The sequence below is a fragment of the Sphingomonas sp. 4RDLI-65 genome (assembly GCF_049472435.1).
Lineage (GTDB): Bacteria > Pseudomonadota > Alphaproteobacteria > Sphingomonadales > Sphingomonadaceae > Sphingomonas.
This window is the reverse complement of sequence record NZ_JBCEBT010000001.1, coordinates 619,713-638,122: the sequence shown is the minus strand read 5'-3', so window position 1 is coordinate 638,122 and position 18,410 is coordinate 619,713. Positions and strand designations below refer to the sequence as shown.

14 protein-coding genes are annotated in these 18,410 nt (G+C 63.9%); all 14 read right to left on the bottom strand.

Annotation, left to right across the window (positions count from 1 at the left end; translation table 11 throughout):
• Positions 1-122: 122 nt before the first annotated feature.
• Positions 123-3,131: a TonB-dependent receptor plug domain-containing protein gene (locus VH567_RS02710; protein ID WP_423322944.1), complete on the bottom strand. Its 3,009-nt coding sequence runs from the start codon at positions 3,129-3,131 to the stop codon at positions 123-125.
• Positions 3,132-3,430: 299 nt separating this feature from the next.
• Positions 3,431-3,655: a PAS domain S-box protein gene (locus VH567_RS02705; protein ID WP_423322942.1), complete on the bottom strand. Its 225-nt coding sequence runs from the start codon at positions 3,653-3,655 to the stop codon at positions 3,431-3,433.
• 164 nt (positions 3,656-3,819) lie between these two features.
• Positions 3,820-4,641: an aquaporin Z gene (gene aqpZ, locus VH567_RS02700; RefSeq protein WP_423323694.1), complete on the bottom strand. Its 822-nt coding sequence runs from the start codon at positions 4,639-4,641 to the stop codon at positions 3,820-3,822.
• A 180-nt stretch (positions 4,642-4,821) separates the two neighbouring features.
• On the bottom strand, positions 4,822-5,106 hold the full coding sequence (locus tag VH567_RS02695) for a CsbD family protein (protein WP_423322940.1): 285 nt from the start codon (positions 5,104-5,106) through the stop codon (positions 4,822-4,824).
• A gap of 35 nt (positions 5,107-5,141) precedes the next feature.
• Complete coding sequence (locus VH567_RS02690; protein ID WP_423322938.1) at positions 5,142-6,566, bottom strand: mechanosensitive ion channel; 1,425 nt, start codon at positions 6,564-6,566, stop codon at positions 5,142-5,144.
• 87 nt (positions 6,567-6,653) lie between these two features.
• Positions 6,654-7,019 carry a hypothetical protein gene (locus VH567_RS02685; protein ID WP_423322936.1) on the bottom strand — a complete coding sequence of 122 codons (366 nt, stop codon included), beginning with the start codon at positions 7,017-7,019 and terminating at the stop codon, positions 6,654-6,656.
• 645 nt (positions 7,020-7,664) lie between these two features.
• On the bottom strand, positions 7,665-8,744 hold the full coding sequence (locus tag VH567_RS02680; protein ID WP_423322934.1) for a phosphatidylinositol-specific phospholipase C1-like protein: 1,080 nt from the start codon (positions 8,742-8,744) through the stop codon (positions 7,665-7,667).
• Positions 8,745-8,779: 35 nt separating this feature from the next.
• Positions 8,780-9,976: a phosphatidylinositol-specific phospholipase C1-like protein gene (locus tag VH567_RS02675; RefSeq protein ID WP_423322932.1), complete on the bottom strand. Its 1,197-nt coding sequence runs from the start codon at positions 9,974-9,976 to the stop codon at positions 8,780-8,782.
• 25 nt (positions 9,977-10,001) lie between these two features.
• Positions 10,002-12,377 (bottom strand): TonB-dependent receptor, encoded by a 2,376-nt coding sequence (locus VH567_RS02670; protein WP_423322930.1) that lies wholly within the window; start codon positions 12,375-12,377, stop codon positions 10,002-10,004.
• A 140-nt stretch (positions 12,378-12,517) separates the two neighbouring features.
• Complete coding sequence (locus VH567_RS02665; RefSeq protein ID WP_423322928.1) at positions 12,518-13,846, bottom strand: MFS transporter; 1,329 nt, start codon at positions 13,844-13,846, stop codon at positions 12,518-12,520.
• 57 nt (positions 13,847-13,903) lie between these two features.
• Positions 13,904-15,109 carry a TetR family transcriptional regulator gene (locus VH567_RS02660; RefSeq protein WP_423322926.1) on the bottom strand — a complete coding sequence of 402 codons (1,206 nt, stop codon included), beginning with the start codon at positions 15,107-15,109 and terminating at the stop codon, positions 13,904-13,906.
• Between the two features lie 234 nt (positions 15,110-15,343).
• Complete coding sequence (locus tag VH567_RS02655; protein WP_423322924.1) at positions 15,344-16,096, bottom strand: hypothetical protein; 753 nt, start codon at positions 16,094-16,096, stop codon at positions 15,344-15,346.
• 54 nt (positions 16,097-16,150) lie between these two features.
• Positions 16,151-17,143, bottom strand: coding sequence for a lysylphosphatidylglycerol synthase domain-containing protein (locus VH567_RS02650; protein WP_423322922.1), 993 nt, complete (start codon positions 17,141-17,143; stop codon positions 16,151-16,153).
• A 5-nt stretch (positions 17,144-17,148) separates the two neighbouring features.
• A complete protein-coding gene (locus VH567_RS02645; RefSeq protein WP_423322920.1) occupies positions 17,149-18,393 on the bottom strand; it encodes a glycosyltransferase family 4 protein in 1,245 nt (414 codons plus the stop codon).
• Positions 18,394-18,410 lie beyond the last annotated feature (17 nt).

Genomic DNA, 18,410 nt, shown 5'->3' with positions numbered 1-18,410 from the left:
ATCACGTAGAGACAAACGGCTAATGGAGATCGGGGGGGGGGCCTGCCGCCAAAATCCAGAATTGATTATACACTCGATAAAGCCCCACCCGCGCGAATTCTGGCAACGGGTGGGACCTTACTTTAAAAAAGCTTGTCGAGCGACATGCGTGCGCCAGCATAGAAAACGCGGCCCAGCACATTGTAGGGCGTCCCGATGCCCGTCCGGTTGCCGACATCACCAATCTTACCCGACAGGTTATTCACGCCACCGTAAAAGCTGAACCGATCGCCAGCTCTCACCGATGCCTGAATGTCGTGCTCCCAGCGTTCCCGATAGAAGAAGTACTGTGGATCGGCATAATTCGGGTTCGCGGTAATCTGGTCGACCGTAAAGCGCCGCGTCTTGCTCTGATACGTCAGGCCATAGTTGAGTGTCAGCGGCCCGTTCGTCCAAGTCAGGTCCGTCTGGCCGCTATATTTGGGTGCCGATGGTAGCAAGCGGCTGTCCTCGACTTCGGCGCCTGGCGTTGGCACGAAGGTCAGCGTGTCCAGGTAACTCCCGTTTACCCGCAAGCTGAACGCGCCGACCTGAGGCGAGACGTCGAGCGTATAGGTCAAGCTGAAGTCCAGTCCCGACGTGCGGAACGCGGCGACGTTCTGCGGCGCGAGAAAGTAATCGCTGACATAGCCGGTCGTTCCACTACGTGTAACGTCGGCACAGTAAACGTTGTCGAGCGAGGGCTGGTCGACGCACAGGTCAACCAGTTCCTGCGCCGAGGCCGTACGGACGGCATTCTTTAGTTTCACGTTGAACCAGTCCGCGGTGATTGTCAGGCGTGGCAGGAAGCGTGGTTGCAGAACGACACCCACGGTCCAGGTCTTGGCTGTTTCCTCCAGAAGATTGCGGTTGCCGCCTGTGCGGCCCGGCAGACTGACCGTCGCCGACGGATCGTTGACCGGATTGAATGCCGCGATCTGTGCCGGGCTCAAACCCGCCGCGGTCAACGTCGCCTGGCAATTTGCGACGCGATATTGCGTACCTTCGGGCAGATTTTCGGCGTCGCACGGATCGTCGATGAACGAGAAAGTCCCGTTCGTGGGCGAAAACAGTTCGGTGATGTTCGGCGCGCGAACTGCCTGCGAATAGGTGCCACGAACACGAAAATCGCGGATCGGCGCATAGACGCCCCCCAGAGAATAGGTCGTGGTACGACCAACGGTCGAATAATCCGACAGACGGATCGCGGCGTCGAAGCTCAGCAATTCGGCGAACCGCATGCCCTTGAGCAATGGTGCGCTGAGCTCCCCGAACGCTTCCTTGACGTCGAAGCTACCTTTTTCCGGCAGCACCTGTGCCAAGTCGAGCAACGCGCCCTGCTCGGCATAGGTATCGGATTCGAATGCGCTCTTCTCCTTCCGGTATTCGCCGCCGAACGCAAACGCGATCGGGCCACCTGGAAGTTCGAAGAACTGGCCGACGTCGCCGGAGACGGATCCCGAGAGAACGTGTTGCTGGACCTTGTAGCGATTGACGAGATCGACGTTGATGAAGTCAAGCGCCGCTTGGCTCACTACGCCGTCGCCTAACAGGTTGAGGGGCTGGCAACCGCTGTTCGCGCCCGGCGTGAATGTACTTGCCGCCTGGCCATAGTTGTTGGGATCGATCAGCCCTGCCGGATCGAGGTTCGATCGGCATACGATCCGTCCCGTTGATGGATCGCGCACTGCGTCGAGCGCCGCGTAATACCGGTCGGCCAGACGGTAGTTGGTGCTCAGGAACCGGCTCTTGGTCTGGCCATAGACATAGGATAGTTCGTACTTTGCATGGTCCGAAATCTGGCCGTCGGCACCGATCACGCCGCGCAATGTCTCTCGCTTGGTCGATTCACCGCGTACGCCCAGATCGTAATTGTCACGCGACAGTAAGGCGCCATCGGAGGCGAGGGTGCCGAACCGGTCATTCAGATACGCGTTGTCCGGCGCTAGAAAGGTAAAGAAGTCAAAACTCGGCTGCGCAATCGTGTAGCTCTTGGTATTGGCATATTTGCCCTGTGCGAACAGTCGCAGCGCGGGAGATATCTGGAAGCTCGTCAGCAGATTGATATTATGGATGCGGTTCTTAGGTTGGAAATCGCCCTGATATCCCGCCAGCGGTGTGCTGTCCCCACCCTGGGTAAGGCTACCCGGCAGCAGCAGCCCGCGATTATAGACGGTACCGTCACCGGTGAAGTCCGGCAGGCCATCGAAATCCACATCGATCGCGCCGTTTCGCGAACTGTCTGCATAGCGTAAATTGTTCTGCAAGATACGGTCGGGCCCTGCGTTGAGCGCTGGGGTATTCGCGTGGCGTGCGAACGAATATGTTTTCAGCGGGTCGCCGGTATCGTCGCGACGAAAGCTCGACAGTCGATCATCGTCGGTAAATTCATACGACAGCGCGACGTTGCCGCGGCCGCCGGCAAAGTTCTTTCCGCCCGTGATCGCAAAGAACCGGTTGCCTGCATCGCCGTCCTCGGTTGCGCCGGCCTGTCCACGTACGCGAAGCCCCTCGAAATCGCGCTTCAACTTGAAATTGACGACGCCCGATACGCCGTCCGCACCGTAAATCGCGGAGCCCCCGCCGCCCGTCAGTATCTCGGTGCTTTCGATCAGGTCCTTGGGGATCGTATTGATATCGACCGCTGCCGTGCCGGGAAGTCCCGCAACGTGGCGGCGTCCATCAACCAGTACCAAGGTACGATTGGAGCCCAAATTACGCAAATTCAGCAAGTTCGTGCCCGCGCCGCCAAAGCTCGCGGTTGAGCCGGACTGGTTTGCGCTGGTGGTGGAGCCCAGCAGCGCGGGGTTCTGTACGAGGAAGTCCGTCAGGTTCGTCCGACCCGATTGCTCCAGCGTCGCGGCGCTGATCGACACAACCGGGCTTGGCGAGTCAATTTCCGGGCGAGCAATGCGCGATCCCGTCACGACAATTTCGCTATCGGTCGGGGCGGGATCGGCCACGTCAAGTGCGGTTGGCGCCACGTCCTGTGCAGCGCTCGTATTGGCCGGCTCCGGAACTGGTGCAGTCTGCGCCGATGCTGCCCCCTGAACCAGAGCTATTGCCGAAATGGTTGCAAAATAAAATGATTTTGAGGTGTAACCTGTTTTCATCTGACTCGTACCCCACCTTATCGGACCTTCAAGGTCATCGATAAGGACATGATTGTCACCCTATCCTGGCGCCGCTTTTTGCAATTATTTGCCAGTGTGACAGTGCTGCAACATTTAGAAATTGTCTGAGCCTCGATCGCGGCGGCCAGATTGCGCTCGTCTATCCGACGATTGGTGACGTCCTGAAAGGTCCACAGGGCGTAGGCTTTGTTGGCGATCATGATCGTGGCTTCGGAAATCTCGCATTCGAGACCCTGTCCGCACTCGGCACGGACGAAGCCGGATGCAATGCCCGAAGGTCATATATCGATGTCGTCAGTCGATCGACCAGTGAGGTCACCTCGCGAATACCCGAGCAGAGAACACAGACTCTCATTCGCAACCGTCACGACGTTGTCGGCCGGATCGACGATCATCATGCACGCCGACGACGTCGAGAACGCGGTTTCGACGCTTGTGCGGAGTTCGTCGTGCCGGCGCTCGGCCTTCTGCCATGCTTTGCTATCCGTGAGGGTAAACAGCATGCACGGCTGACCGGCGACGGTGCGTTGGTCGACAATCCGTAGGACAGCTAAAGCAAAAGGTCAGGCTGGTTACCTATGCCAATATTGACGGTGTTAACTATAATATTATCTTAAAGCGGTTCTTTAGGCTGCCGGGAAAGGGGTTATGCTGCCGGCCCGTTGAATTACTGCTCGCCGTCCTTGGGGTTGCCTGATGAGTTTTCGTCACGCGGTGCAGTCTTGCGGTCATCGCCCACCATCAGTTCGACCGGGGTATCGCCGATCGGCCCCGGCGACTGATCTTCATCGGTATGGGAAAACAGCCAGCGGCCTAGCAGGCCGGCGACGGCGGCACCGCTGAGCGGTGCGACCCAGAACAACCAGAGTTGCGACAGGGCCCATCCGCCGACGAACAGCGCCGGACCCGTGCTGCGCGCCGGGTTCACCGACGTGTTGTCGATCGGGATCGAAATGAGATGGATCAGCGTCAGCGCCAACCCGATCGACAGCGGCGCAAATGCCGCCGGGGACCGCTCGTCGGTGGCGCCGAGGATGACGGTCAGGAACCCTGCCGTGAGAAGCGCTTCGGCGAGGAACGCGGTTGCGGCGCTATAGCCGCCCGGCGAATGCGCGCCGTAGCCGTTCGCGGCGAACCCGCTGGCGACCAGGTCGAAGCCGGCGGTGCCCGATGCCAGCGCGGCAAGTGCAGCGCTGCCCAAGATGCCACCGATGATCTGCGCGATGACGTAGCCGGGCAGGTCGCGGACGGGAAACCGGCCGGCGACCGTCAAGCCGACGCTGACGGCCGGATTGAAGTGGCCGCCCGAGATGAAACCGACGGCAAACGCCATCGTGAAGACCGTAAGGCCGAACGCCAGCGCCACGCCGACAAGGCCGATCGTGCCGGGGACGTCGGCCCCTGCAGCCAATACCGCAGCGCCGCAACCACCAAGGACCAGCCAGAACGTACCGATGACTTCCGCTGCCAAACGCCGCGCCGTCGCAATGCGCCGGGGTCGGACTGCCGGATCGTTAATGCCAGCGACGGTCGAAGTGCTCGAGAGTGATGGAGTGTCGGCCATGCTGTGATGCCTCGTGCTGGACGCACTATATCGTCCTATGGTCGAAGATATCGGGCGGGGCAGCGATACGCCACCCCACCCGCTATACGCGTCAGGTCTGGCGGTTTATTTGCCGCGCAGGGTGTTGATGACCGCAATACCCAGCACGCCGGCGACTGCCGCGGCGGTGAAGGGGCGCTCCTTCGAGAACTGGCGGACATAGTCGACGAGCGGACGGATGTTGTCCTCGACGACATCCTTGGCCTGACCGACCGTCTTCTGGATGGTGCCGCCAAGCTGATCCGCGGCGCCTTCGCTCTGCAGCGACTTGTCGCCGATCGCGCCGCCAAGCGTCTCCTTGAGCTTGCCGCTGACGTTGGTGGCTGCGCCGGTGAGGGTGTCGGTGTTCATGATGGTTTCCTTTGGTTTACAGGGGGAGAGAAGGGTCAAATGAGAGGGCGATCGGTGGGGTCCCGCACGTCGCTACGGTCGTCCTGTCGGGCGAGATCGCTGTCCGACCCACGATCCATCGAAGCCATTCCTGAAGGCTTCGTCGTACGGTCGCCGTCGATGGCCGGGGTGGCGCGGTCGTCGGTCGACTTGGCACCGTCGAGCATCCGCTTGACGGCATTGCCGGCCGCATCGCGACCGCCAAGGCCGAACGCCAGCGCAAAGGCCACCGCGATCGCGCCGAGCAGCAACCCGAACGCCAGGTTGATGATATCGTCGGCCAGACCCATGAAGCGCAGGCCGATCGCCGTACCGAGCACGATGATCGCGATCCGCACGACGGGGGCAGCAACGTGCGTGCCCTGGTTGCCGTTACGCTCGATCGCGTGCGCCACGAACCGTGCGATGACGACCGATGCGAAGATGATGATCGCACCGAACACGACCTGCCCGAACAGCGTCAGCACCTCGGCCATGATCTGCGAGCCATAGGCGAAGTTCAGCTGGCGGAACGCTTCCATCAGGCCGAAGATCAGGATCGCGACGAACGCGCCGGTACCGACCGTCTTCGACGGGACGAACGACGCAGCGGTCGAAGGGCCGGTCGTGCCGAACTCGCGGTTCTCGGCGTTGCCGAAGATACCGATCGAACCGATCGTCCGGTCGAACCCGGTGGTAGCGAGGAACTGCGTCAGCAGACGTGACGCGAACTTGGCGATGACATAGGCCACGGCCAGGATCATGCCGGCAGCGATGACGTGCGGGATGGCGTCGAGGATGATGCGCAGCATGGCGGTTGCCGGCTGCGAGATCGCCGCGATGTTGAGCGTGTCGAGCGCGGCGATCGAGACCGGGATGATGATCAGCGCGAACACGATGCCCCCGATGGTGCGTGGCAACATCGTCGGATCGGCCGGCGTGGTCCCGCCGACGTGGGTCGAGAAACGCTCGACATGGCTGGCCGTGATGACCGCCTCGACCGCCTTCTTGGCGACCTTGGCAAGCACATAGCCGAGGAAGAAGATCAGCGCTGCGCCGATGATCCGCGGCACCGCCGTGCCGAAGCCCTGCAGCATGTCGCCGAGCGGGCCGGTCGCGCCGGCGAGGCCCAGCGGCTGCGTCGCGAGGAAGAGCGCGATCAGGAGGACGACCCAATAGGCGGCATCACCGACCTGCGCGCCGATCGTGGTCGGGTTGCGCGGGTTGGCATTCGGCTCGTTGGCGTGGATCGCGAGCGGCGTCTTGTTGACGAGCTTGGCGACGCCCCATTTCACGGCGCGCGCGATCGCCCAGCCGATCACCAGGATGATCAGCGCGGCGATGATCCGTGGTGTCCAGATCTCGACATAGCTCCAGGCTTGCGCCCCGAAATCGCGGGTGTTCGATACGACCGTATCGCCCGCATAGGTTACGTCTTGCATGGTTGTGTTCCTTGAAACCCTCTACGGGGCCTGACGTCTGCCGTTGCGCGGCATCGTACGCCTTGGCCAAGATGCCGCGGTTTCGGATTAGAGTGGTGAGGCGGGGGCGGTCAGGATGCCGCAGGCAGCAGCGGCCTTGCCGACCTCGAGCGGAACCTTGGGATCCTTGACCTGACCCGACACGCGAACGAAGTCGCCGACCGTGAGGCGGCCCGGCGTGGTATCGCCTTCGCGCGACGCCTTGGCCGCGCGACCGAGTTGCTGGAGTTGGCCAAGCGACAGGTTCGCCTCTAGCCGGTCGCCGACGCACTGCGACTGCGCCGGCTGGAAGCCATAGCCCTCGAGCGAAGTCGCGATCTTCGCCGACGGATTGACGCACGCGGCGAGCGACATCGCCGTGACGCCGACGGCAAGAAGCCCGGCAACCTTTGGAAAACTACGATGCTGTTTCATGAGCGCCCCGTTTGTTAGGGGTCACACAGTCAGATCGGAGTGGCCGACGATCTGTTGATCCCAAGCGCCAAACCGGTAAGGTCGTCCAAAAGTTTCTAGTATTATCGACGGTTTATCAGGTGCATAACTACCAAATCCATCAAAGCTCGGCCAACGTCGCAGAAACGGCAGGGTCGGCTTCCGTGCGCGCGATACAGTAGCGCGAACTTTTCGTGCAGGATCCGCGGGCTGCTATCGACCGTGATCGTAGCCCGGTGGCTATGCTACTCCCCGCGAGCAGCGTTGCGGGCGCAGTTGTTGAAATCTCGAGCGGATTTCGATTTCACGGCATTTCGTGCGCAGAGGGTCGAGATCGGGCGGTCGTGGTCGAGCTGGCCGACGGTTTGTCGGGTCACGGTCGGCTCTACGCCGGAGATGAAGGCGTTCTATGTGGCGCTGGACACGGTGTTCGCCTGAACGACTTCAATCGGCCTTCTATTCTGCTCGGCCACAGGACATCGTCCCCCGTCACGTGAATGTCCGCAACTGGGTCCGAAATCCGTCTAACGATATGCCAAAGCTTTGACCGGACTGCGTAATTTCACGACTCTGCTTCATCCGTGATGTCCAAGGTTCGAACGCAATCAAGGAAAGTCGTGAGGCGGTTCATTTCGGCCGCTCGTCAAGATCGCCGCAGGCCTGACGCGCGCGTATGGGATTGCAACGTGCGACCTGCCCGCCGGGCAAGGCAACATGATAGCCGCCTGCGAACCGCGGATCGGGCCATAGATAATCGGTCGAGACGTACTGTGCACCGCCCACGAGCGCCGTGTCGCGCGGGACGGTGTCGTTTGCACGGGCTTCGCGCGTGTTGGCGTCGGCACGGGTGCGGACGATGAAGCCGGCGGCGACGTCGCGGCGGATACGGTCGGCATCGTGGACCGGATCGTTGAGCGTCAGATAGGCGGCGGCGGGCGACGCTTCGTCGGTGTTGATGAAGAACACCCGGCCTTCGAGCGAGCGTCGCTTGCCGCGGTACACCGCGACTTTCGCGGGCGGCTCGTCGAGCGCGAACAGGAATTTGCCGCGTGATCCCTCCAGCAACGGCCAGTTGTCGGCAAGCACTGCGTCGCGCAGCGTCGGATAATGACCTTGCACGTCGTCAGGGATGATCAGCTTCCCGGGCGGCAGGACCGACCGGATCTCTGCGTCGAGCGCGTCATAGGCGGCCTCGTCGAACGGCACCGCGTCGATCCCGCCGCGCGCGGCATTCTGTTCGTCCTTGGCGTTGAACATCAGCATGATCGGCACGTGGCGCGGATGCTTTTCGGACCAGTCGCGGACGATCGTCAGGCACTCGGTCAGCAACACGCAGCTCGACGCATTGTCGATGCCGGGGATGTGCAGCACCTTGAAGCCCGGCCGCATCAGCTTCGGGTCCGACGATCCGCGCGCGTAATGGCCACCTTGCGGATCGTTGTTGACGTCGATCTCGAGCTGACGTGCGCCGGCGTCGAGTTGCTCGACGAGGCTTCGGTGCGAATAATCGAGCGCGTCGGCCATCGCCGGATCGATCGCGCGGATTCTCGCCATCGTCGCGGCGGGCATCGGCTGTTTGTAGCTGTTGTGCGTGCCGATGACGGCGACGTCGTTGATGCGCAGCGCGCGCGCGGGGGCGGGATCCCTGGCCATTGCGGTTCCGGCCATGAGCGCGAGGACCAGTCCCGCCGCGAACGATCGTGTCATGCGTATTCCCATCCGAAATCGAGCGACATCATGGCTCAGCGTGGCAGCGTGCAGCCGGCGGGTGCGTTGACCGGATTGCAGCGCGCGGCACCGCCGCCGGGCAGCCGCACCACATAGGGCGTGCCATAGCCGTTGCCGGGCTTGTAGAAATCGGTCGACACGATCTGTGCGCCGCTGCGGAACGCCTGGTTGGCGCGGGCAGGGTCGTTGATGCGGGCCTCGTATGTCTCGATATCGGCGCGCGCGCGGACCAGATAGCCCTGCTTGACGAGCGCGGGGATCTCCCTGGCGCGCATCGTCGCGTTATCCATCAGCAGGAAGGCGGCATAACTGTCGCCGGGGCTGGCACGCAGGAACGCCGCGCGACCCTCCAGATTGGGATGGCCCTCGTGATAGGCAGCGAGCGCGATCGGATCGAGCGCGGTCAGCAGCAGGAAGACGAACTTGCCGCGCGCCGCGCTCAGCGTTGGCCAGTGATGCGCGCGGACGCCGGCTTCGAGTGTCGGATAGTCGCCGCGGACGGCGTCGGGCGTCACCAGATGATCGCGGCCGATGACGTCGTAGATCGACGCGTCCATCTCCGCGAACGCCTTGCTGTCGAACGGCAGCGGCTTGGTCGAGCCGGGGAAGATCGGCAGCGGATCGCTCTTCGCTTCGACCAGGATGAAGATCGGTTCGTGGTTCGGATGCGCGTCGGACCAGGTGCGCAACTGGCCGAGGCAGGTGCGGAACAGGTTGCAGCTCGACCGCACGTCGAAATCGGCGATGTGGAAGACCTTCAGTCCGGGCTTTTCCATGTCGTTGGTGTCGAGCGGCAGCGGGTCGACGATGCCCTTTGCCGTCAGTGCGGCGTAACCCGCGGGGTGCGCGTAGCGGCCGCCTTTGGGATCGTTGTTGATGTCGATCTCGAGGCTGCGCATGCCGGCGTCGAGCTGGGAGGCGAGCGACGTGTAGCGATAGTTCAGGCCCTGCGTGATCGTGCCGGGGTTCGGATGATATTCGCGTGCAGCGGCCTGTGCCGCGCCGGTCAGGGTGTTCGTGCGGGCAAGGAGCTTGGGGCCGATCACCGCTTCCGCCATGGCCATCAGGCGCGGATCGATGCCCTGCGAATAGCTGTTGTGCGTACCGACGACCTGGATCTGGTTGAGCCGCAGGTCCGGGGTGCGATCCTTGGCGACGGCGAGCGCGGATACGGCGCAGGTCATGGTCAGGCCGATTGCGAGTTTCTTCATGCGGATATCCCTTCGATCGGCACCGTCAGAAACCGAATTTCACGTAAGCACCGAGCGTGCGATACGCGACCGGCGTGCTGTAATGGAGCAGGCCGAGCGACCCGTAGATTTGATAGCCGGTCGAGAAATACGTGTTGAACAGGTTGCGCGCGTAGACCCCGACCTCGACCGAGTCGTTGATCTTGGCGACGCTCAGGCGGGTGTTCACGAGGCCGTAAGCGGGGATGAACGAGTAGCTCGCGTTCGGCGTGGTCGTGCCGTCGGCGTTCTTGACCGGCGCGGCGAGCCAGTCGCCGAGCAGCGCGCCGGTGACGGTCTGCGTGCTGCTGCGATACGCATAGTCGATATGCGCCTTCACCTTCAGGTCCGAGCTGATGTCGGTGCCATAGTCGCCGTTGATCGTGAACGACCAGCGCGGCGCGTTGGTCAGGCGCGTGCCGGTGTAGTTCGCCGTTGGGCTGGCTACGTAATCGGTGAACTTGGAGTCGTTGAAGGTCACCGCGCCGCCGATCGAGAAGTCGCGCGCTGGCTTCACCGCCAGCGACGCCTCGAAGCCCCGCGAGCGCAGGCCGGGGGCGTTGCCGATCGCCGAGGCGAGGATGAAACCGCCGATGCCGGTGGTCACCGGGGTCAGGATCGTCGCCTGGAAGTCGGTGTATTTCGACGAATAGAGATCGAAGTTCAGGCGGACGCGTCGGTTGAGGAATTCGGACTTGATGCCCGCTTCCCAGCTCTTCACCGTTTCCGAATTGTACGGATTATATTTGTTGCCGACGAACGCGATCCCGCCCGGTTTGTACCCGGTCGAATAGCTCGCGTAGAGCATCACGTCGGGGTTGATCACGAACTGCGGCGCGATGCGGTAGGTGAACTTGCCGCCGTTCTTCGAGCCGTCGCGAAAATCCGCCGTCGGCGCTGCGCTGGCCGCGGTGAAGGTCGGCGAATAGCCGGTGATCGGCAGCGGATCGGTGTCGAAGTAGCCGATCGACTGACCGTTCCAGTCGTAATTGTAGCGGCCACCGAGCGTCAGGCTGAACTGCGGGCTGAACGTGAATTTGGTCTGGCCGAACACCGCCGCGGTCTCGTTATACGACTTGAACCGCACGGTGTTGCCCAGCAGCGCGCCGGTCACGGGATCGTTCGCGCCCGTGTTTGCCGACAGCGTGGGGATCCCTACGCCGTTCGCGTCATATACCGGTGCGCCGAGCGGCCCCCATTGCAGCTGCGTCTGGGTGGCGTTGAGCTTGTTGTAGAACGCGCCGACGAGATATTCGAAGAAATGCCCGGTCGCCGACGCGAGGTGGACCTCCTCGCTGAACTTCTTCGAGCGCAGCCGGCCCATGTTGAACGGAAGATACGCGTTGACGTCGACCGGCAGCAGATCGGCGGGTGTGTCGTTGTCGTACACGGTCTCACGGTAGGCAGTGATCGAGGTCAGCGTCGCGTCGCCGAGCTCGTAATTCACGTGCAGCGAACCCCCCTTGTTGGTCATGCCGATCGACCCGAGATAGCTGTCCAGCGAGTCGGTGTTCTTCTCGCTGGCGACCACGCCGAGCGCGGCCATCTGCGCGGTTATGGCAGCGGAGGGGGCAAAGACCGAACCGGCCGGGCCGCCGACGGGCGTGCGGACCGACGTGTCGTAATGGCGGGTATATTCGCCCGCGAACACGAATTCGAGCGTGTCGAGCGGCCTGTAGAGCAGCTTGGCGCGCACCCCGTATTCGTCGACGCGGTTGAGGTTGCGGTTGATCGTCACATAGCGACCGGCGCCGTCCTGGCCCTGCTCGAATGCCGATACGCGGAGCGCGGCGGTCTCGCTGATCGGCACGTTGACGGTGCCGTTGATGATCCGGTCATTGCGCTCGCCATAGCTGCCGTAGAAATCGCCGGAGGTCTGGCCGATCACCGGGTTGTTGGTGGTGAGCGAGATCACGCCCGAGGTCGAGTTCTTGCCGAACAGCGTCCCCTGCGGCCCCATCAGCACGTCGACGCGGGCCACGTCGACCAGCCCGATCAGGCCGTTGTCGCGCTGGTTGTCCATGACCACGTCATCGACGACGACGTTGACCGACTTGGCGTTGGAGAGATCGAACGAGCTGCTGCCGACGCCGCGGATCTGGAAGGCGGCGCCCTGGGTGGGATTATACTGCACGCCGGGGACGATATATTGCAGGTCGGTGAGGCCGATATAGCCGGTCTTCGCGAACTGCTCGCCGCTGACCGACGTGATCGAGATCGGTACCGACTGCGCCTTTTCGAGACGACGCTGCGCGGTGACGACGATATCGGTCAGGCCTTCGCCATCGGTGCTGGCGCCGGCTGCCGGCGTTACAGGCGCGCTCGTCTGGGGAGCAGTCTGTGCATACGCTTGTTCAGCTGCCGCGCCGGAAAGAAGCAGCATCGTTCCCGACATCAGGCGCGCGAGTTTCGAAATTTTCACTGTGGTGTTCCCCAAATACCGTCGATCTGCCGGCAGGCATTGCGATCCTCTAGGGGCGCTCGATGACAGGAAAATTACAGTTGTTCAGCTGTCGTAAATTTTTAAACCGGGCAGGGCGTTTCGTTGGGGGAACGAGCGCGAGCGCCTTTTTCCCGGTGTCGGACCAACCAGATCGAGGCTGCCATGAGTAGCACGGCGCACAGGGCCGGCATGAGCTGAGCGGCGACGTACGGATGTTCAGCGCCGTAGGTTGTCGCCGGATCGAACCTGAGCAGCCGGTAGCCCGCGAACAACAGGCCCGTCGCCAGCGCACCGCACAGATTATAGGGTAGGTGGAAGCCGGCATAATGCGCCGCGGCACGCGCGTTGACGTCGCCGTTGCGCGCCGCGAGATCGAGCCGCTCGCCGAGCAAGAGCCGTAACGCCATGAAATCGACTGCCGATACCAAGCCGAACAGCGCCGTCCAAAGGATCAGTGCCGCCGGCCGGCCGGGGGGAAGCGCGATCAGCGAGGCGGCGAGCAGCAGGTTGATCCAGAGCACAGCTTGCAGTGTCCGCGCGGGCGGCACGCGCGATCCACCGGCAATCGCCACGCCGATGCCGATCGCGGCGCAGATGGACTGGATCAGGACGCCGGTCGGTCCCCAACCGGGAAGCGCAAGCGCGGTGCCGACGAGGTAGAGATAGGCGGTACCGGTGATCGCCGTATGCGCGCCGTTGAGTGCGAACAGCGCGGCAAGCCGGCGGTTCTCGCGATTGGCGAACAGCAGGCGCACTGGGTCCAGCAGCGTGCTCCGATGCCACGCTATTGGCGGTGATGCGCGGTCGGGAACGAACAGGATCAGGCCGGCATGGGCCAGGGGCGCGCCGATCGATACCACCAGCAAGATCACCGTGAAGGGGGACCAGTGCCCGGTGTGCAGCGCGCCAATCAATGAAAACGCCACCGCGCCGAGCATGCCTGCGAGTGACCGCAGGCCGAACACGCGGGCGCGACCGGCGCCGTCTCGCGTCGCCTCCAGCGCCCACGCGCCGTGCGTCACATTGCAAATTGCCCAGCCGACAACCAGCGCGATCAAGGCGAGAGCTACAAGCAGAAGGCTGCTCGTTTGGTCGAGACACAGCAACACGACGCCACCGGCGACGAGCAACGCGGTGCCGCACAGCATCCACGACACGCGTGGCCCGAACCGCCCCGGTCCGCGATCGCACAGCGCGCCGACGACCATCTCCGCCGGGATCGCGGCGAGACCGGCGAGGATCACGAGCCAGCCGACCACCGCGATCGGCAACCCCAGATCATAGGAGAGATAGGCGGCGAGGAAGGTGCGTCGTGCGAGGTCGTAGCCGGCGAAGACCCAGGTGGGCAGCGACAGCGCCAGCATCTGGCCGCCCGATGGCGCACTCCGTTTGGTTATGTCGCGGTCCACGACGCCGCATAGGCCGAAGATGTTCCCGTTCGATGACAGCGGGGCAAGAGCCCGGCCTCAGTCGGCGCGTTCGTCGTTCCAGGCATCGAGCGCCGCGAACGCGCTGCGATAATACGTATCTTCCGGGAGGTTGCGGCTCATGGCGACCATCCGCATGCCGAACAGCGCGATGGAGATGACCTGCGCGGTCGCGCGATCAAACCCCGCATCGGCGCGCGAACCGAATCCCAGCGTCACCAGATCGGCGGCGCGGATGTTCTCGCCGCGCCGTCGCCGCATGTCGAGCGCATAGGGCCGCAGGCTCGGCTCGCGTACACTGGCGAGTGCGATCATCGACGTCGCCTTCACGAGATCGCGCGCCTCCGCATCGTCCCCCGGCGCGGTCCTGTCGGCACGTGCGCGGTCGCGTGTACCGTGGAAACGGGCGATTACCGCATGGAGCCCCGCCACGACCAACGCCGCTCGGCCCCCGAAATGATAGACCACGGTCGATGCCGGTACCCCCGCTGCCAGTGCCACCGAGCGGTGGGTGACCGCGTCCATGCCCCGCGAGACGCTGATCCGGGCGGCGCTGTCGGCGATGCGCTGGCGCTTCGGATCGTCGGGCATCGCAATGGAGAGATCGTCCGGTTCGAGCAACGCGATCAGCCGTTCGATGGCCATACCGCCTGCGCCGCCGCGCGGCCGGAGCCCGTCGGCGAGCCGTTGCAGGCACAGCACGCGCAATGCCGCATAAGCAGGTTCGTCGTTCGCGCCGAGCGCGAACCCCGCCTCGTCGAGCACATAACCCAGCGCCAGATCGGCAAGCGTCGGGGAGCCGAAAACCAGGTCCGACCAGAATGCGCCGGCTCGCGCGAGCCATTGATCGAGTATGCGGGATGGCGTCTTTTGCAGCGCGTGATGGTGGACAAGCTCGATCAGGAAGATCGCCTGTTGCCGCCCTGTGGTCATCCAGTCCCGGAATGCCAGATCCGCGAGCGCGGCGCGTACGGTGCTGTCATCCGGCATGATCCGAGCACCCAGAGCCGACCATTTGTCAAAGAAGAGCTGGTCGCGTTGCGCCGCGATATCGACGACGCGGTCGATCAATTCGTCCTTGGTACCCATCCGCGCCGAGATCGCAGCAACGCTGACGTGGAGGCTCGACGCGAGCGGGCGCAGCGTCAATCCAGCAAAGCCGCTATGAACGATTATCTGGATGGCGGCATCGACGATCGCGTCCTGACCGATGCCTTCCCGGCTAACAGAGTCGTGAACGTCCACGCGGCTGGAGCTAGCGTACGTCGTGCACAACGTCACGATCGATCGATGCACTTTTTGCGGCCCGCCACCAACCCGGTACGCTTACGGCTAAGCATGTCGAGAAACCCGACCGTTCAAACGAAAATTACGATCCCCTGACACATCAACGAACCGCTGCTTGCGGGATGCGGAAAGCCAGTCGCGAACGTTTGCTACTGGGTCTGGCCATGCGGACGGTTACAAACGAGGGCAATTTCAGAACTCGCGAATTATGCGCAAGCCTGCCCTTGGGCGGAACGGTCCGGTCGCGCTCCGTTCGGCGCCCGCGCCGAGCTGCGCCGACACCTTCCGCCCGATCGCGCGGTGGAGCTGCGGCATCAGCAGCCAATACCGGCTCGCCCCCGTCTGGCGGTTCACTTCGAAGCCAAGCACGGTGTCCGGATCGACGTCCCAGAAAATCGTGTGATTGACGATCAGCCCGGTACCCTTCGTGCTCTTGAGCGTCACGTCGCCCGCGCCGATCATCGTCATCGTACTCAGTCGTTCGCTGAAGCGGTTGCCGAGCACATATAACAGGCTGCTCGACCAGCCGCCGTCGCGGCGGTTGTGGAGTCCCAGATACTGAACACCGTGGATGCTGCGGCCGCCGCGGAACGTGCCGAACGTGCCTTGCAAACCGATCTTGTAATCGGTCAGCCGGCCGTTGGTGAACGGCAGTTCGATCTCGACCGCGAAGCCGTCGGCAACGGCGTATTCGACCTCCGGTGCCCATTCGACATGCCGGCCGGGGCCGCTGAGATTGACCTGCGCGAGCGCGTTGACTTCGAGTTCGCCGCGACGAGCGCCGAGCGGGCGCACCATGTCGAAGATCATCGGTTCGGGAATGGCGGGGATCGCAGCGGACGTCGCGCCCGGAATTGACGTGGGAATCGCCGATTGCGCGTGCGCGCCGGTGGCGACGACTGCGCCGAAGGCAATTGATGCGCAGAACAGGGCGCGGATGGACATGCTGAGGGTTCCGATAGGCTGAGCGGATGGACGCGCCCTCATCGCGTCCCCGACTTACGCCGACCTTACACGTGCGCCGCGCAGCTCATGGATGCCGAACAGCAGCATGCCGATCGCCAGCGGGATCAGGTAATAGACCACGCGGTAGGCGAGCAACGCGGCGAACAGGCTTGCGCGGTCGATCTCGGGCAGGCTGACGAGGATAACCGCCTCGAACACGCCGACGCCGCCGGGCGCGTGCGTAATGAGACCGGTGACGATCGCGACGAGATACCCGAGGAGCAGGGCGGGAAAGAGCGTTGCCTCCGCGCCCGGCAGAAGGACGAACAGCGCGGTGGCTGCCAAGACGATGTCGACACTCGCCAGCATGACCTGGGCGAGCGCCTGCGACACGCTGGGCAGCGGTATCGAACGGCCGAACAGGACGAGCGTCCGTCCGGCGCGACGTTTCAGTCCGACCAGTACCGCGGCGAGGATGGCAAAGCTCGACGCACCGATCGCGGCGTGCACCGGATAGGATAGCGCCACGCCGGCGACCGCCACCGTCCCCGGCTGGACGATCAGGCCGAAGCCCAGCAACAGGAGGACGCCGGACCAGAAGGTCACGCCGGTCAGGACCATGACATGCGCCACCTCGCCGATCGCCAGGCCCGCTGGCTGGTAGATCCGCAATCGCGCGGTGCCGCCGGTCAGCAGCGCGAACCCGAAATTGTGGCTGAAGACATAGCTTGTGAAGGACGCGAGCGCGGCGCGTGCATAGCGGACGCGCTTCCCGACGATCCGCAGCGCGACGACGTCATAGCCGGTGAGCACGCCGTAGCTGACCGCGGTCACGGCGGCGGCGACGCACAGGCGAGGCCAGCCGATCCGCGACAACGCCGTGCGGATGTCGCTCCCGTCGACGCCGTCCAGCAGGTGCGACAACGCCGACACGGCGATACCGACGATCGCGATCATCGCCACCGCGGCAACGCCGGTACGAACCGACCGCGAGGCGGTCGCGCGACGCAACCCCGACCATGCCGGACCACGCCACCGTGCGATCATCGGGATCAGCCCGAGATCGACCGGGTCAGCGGCCTTGCCATCTCGCCGGTCTGCGCCTCGTCCTGGTTCAGGAGCGCGCGATACGCGTCCATGACCATCGTCGACGCCTTGTCCCAGCTATACTCTTCGCTGGCGGCCCGCGCTGCACGCGCCATCGCCGACCGCAGATCGGAGAAGACCGCAAGGCGGCGGACGGCGGCGACCGCGCCGTCGAGATCGTCGGCGGCGAAGAACATGCCCGTTCCCTTGCGCAGGAGATTGCGGCCGCTCGGGATGTCGACGCACACGCTGGGCAGGCCCGACGCCATGGCCTCGAGCGTGACGTTGCCGAATGCTTCGGTGATGCTCGGGTTGACGAAGATGTCCGCACTGGCGACCGCGCGGCCGAGCTCGTCGCCCGACAGGCTGCCCAACAGCCGCGCATTCGGCAGGCGCTTCGCAAGCCAGCGGCGTTCGGGACCATCGCCGACGATCAGCGGCCGGATCGCGACGCCCGAGGCGGAAACCCGGTCGACGATATCGGCGAACACTGCGGGGCCCTTCTCGCGGACGAGGCGGCCGAAGAAGAGGACGACCACGTCGTGGTCCTGGAAGCCGTGCGATCGCCGCCAGGCGAGATTGCGATGGCGGGGCGAGAACTGGTCGCGGTCGACGCCGCGCCCCCATAGGCGCGTGCGGTCGCCAAAGCCCTTCCCGGCGAATTCGTCCGCAATCGGCGCGGTCGGAACGAGGATCGTGTCGCTGCTTCGGTAGAAGCGATCGAGATGCCGCTCCATCGCCGGCCGGATCAGCCCCGCGCCATAGAACTGCGCATAGGTCTCGAACCGCGTATGCAAGCTGGCGACGACCGGAACGTCCATCGTTCGCGCCAGTCTCTGCGCCGCGACGCCGGTCCAGTCGGGGGCAGACACGTGGACGATATCGGGCCGGAATGCCCGCACGTCGCGGCGCAGTTCGGCGGGCAAACCCAGACCCAGGCGATACTCGCCGCGACCGGGGATACGCACCGACGGCACCGACACGAGCGTACCCGCTGGCGCGAACGCCGGCGTGGCCGAGGTCGGCGAATAGACCCGGACGTCGGTACCGCGGCGTTCGAGATACGCCACCAGACGGTTTAGCGCCTGGTTGGCGCCGTCGCGAAGATAGTTGTAGTTGCCGGAAAACAACGCGACCCGTCGTGGCACATCGACTGTCGCGGGGGCGGAAAGCGTAGCGGGTCGCCGGAACGGGCGAAGGGTATCGAACATGGAGACACTCTGATTTT

What these genes read in the sequence shown, in the direction of transcription:
- VH567_RS02710 (WP_423322944.1), bottom strand. Translation starts at nt 3,131, where the DNA reads ATGAAAACAGGTTACACCTCAAAATCATTTTATTTTGCAACCATTTCG.
- VH567_RS02705 (WP_423322942.1), bottom strand. Translation starts at nt 3,655, where the DNA reads ATGCTGTTTACCCTCACGGATAGCAAAGCATGGCAGAAGGCCGAGCGC.
- VH567_RS02695 (WP_423322940.1), bottom strand. Translation starts at nt 5,106, where the DNA reads ATGAACACCGACACCCTCACCGGCGCAGCCACCAACGTCAGCGGCAAG.
- VH567_RS02690 (WP_423322938.1), bottom strand. Translation starts at nt 6,566, where the DNA reads ATGCAAGACGTAACCTATGCGGGCGATACGGTCGTATCGAACACCCGC.
- VH567_RS02685 (WP_423322936.1), bottom strand. Translation starts at nt 7,019, where the DNA reads ATGAAACAGCATCGTAGTTTTCCAAAGGTTGCCGGGCTTCTTGCCGTC.
- VH567_RS02680 (WP_423322934.1), bottom strand. Translation starts at nt 8,744, where the DNA reads ATGACACGATCGTTCGCGGCGGGACTGGTCCTCGCGCTCATGGCCGGA.
- VH567_RS02675 (WP_423322932.1), bottom strand. Translation starts at nt 9,976, where the DNA reads ATGAAGAAACTCGCAATCGGCCTGACCATGACCTGCGCCGTATCCGCG.
- VH567_RS02670 (WP_423322930.1), bottom strand. Translation starts at nt 12,377, where the DNA reads ATGCTGCTTCTTTCCGGCGCGGCAGCTGAACAAGCGTATGCACAGACT.
- VH567_RS02655 (WP_423322924.1), bottom strand. Translation starts at nt 16,096, where the DNA reads ATGTCCATCCGCGCCCTGTTCTGCGCATCAATTGCCTTCGGCGCAGTC.
- VH567_RS02650 (WP_423322922.1), bottom strand. Translation starts at nt 17,143, where the DNA reads ATGATCGCACGGTGGCGTGGTCCGGCATGGTCGGGGTTGCGTCGCGCG.
- VH567_RS02645 (WP_423322920.1), bottom strand. Translation starts at nt 18,393, where the DNA reads ATGTTCGATACCCTTCGCCCGTTCCGGCGACCCGCTACGCTTTCCGCC.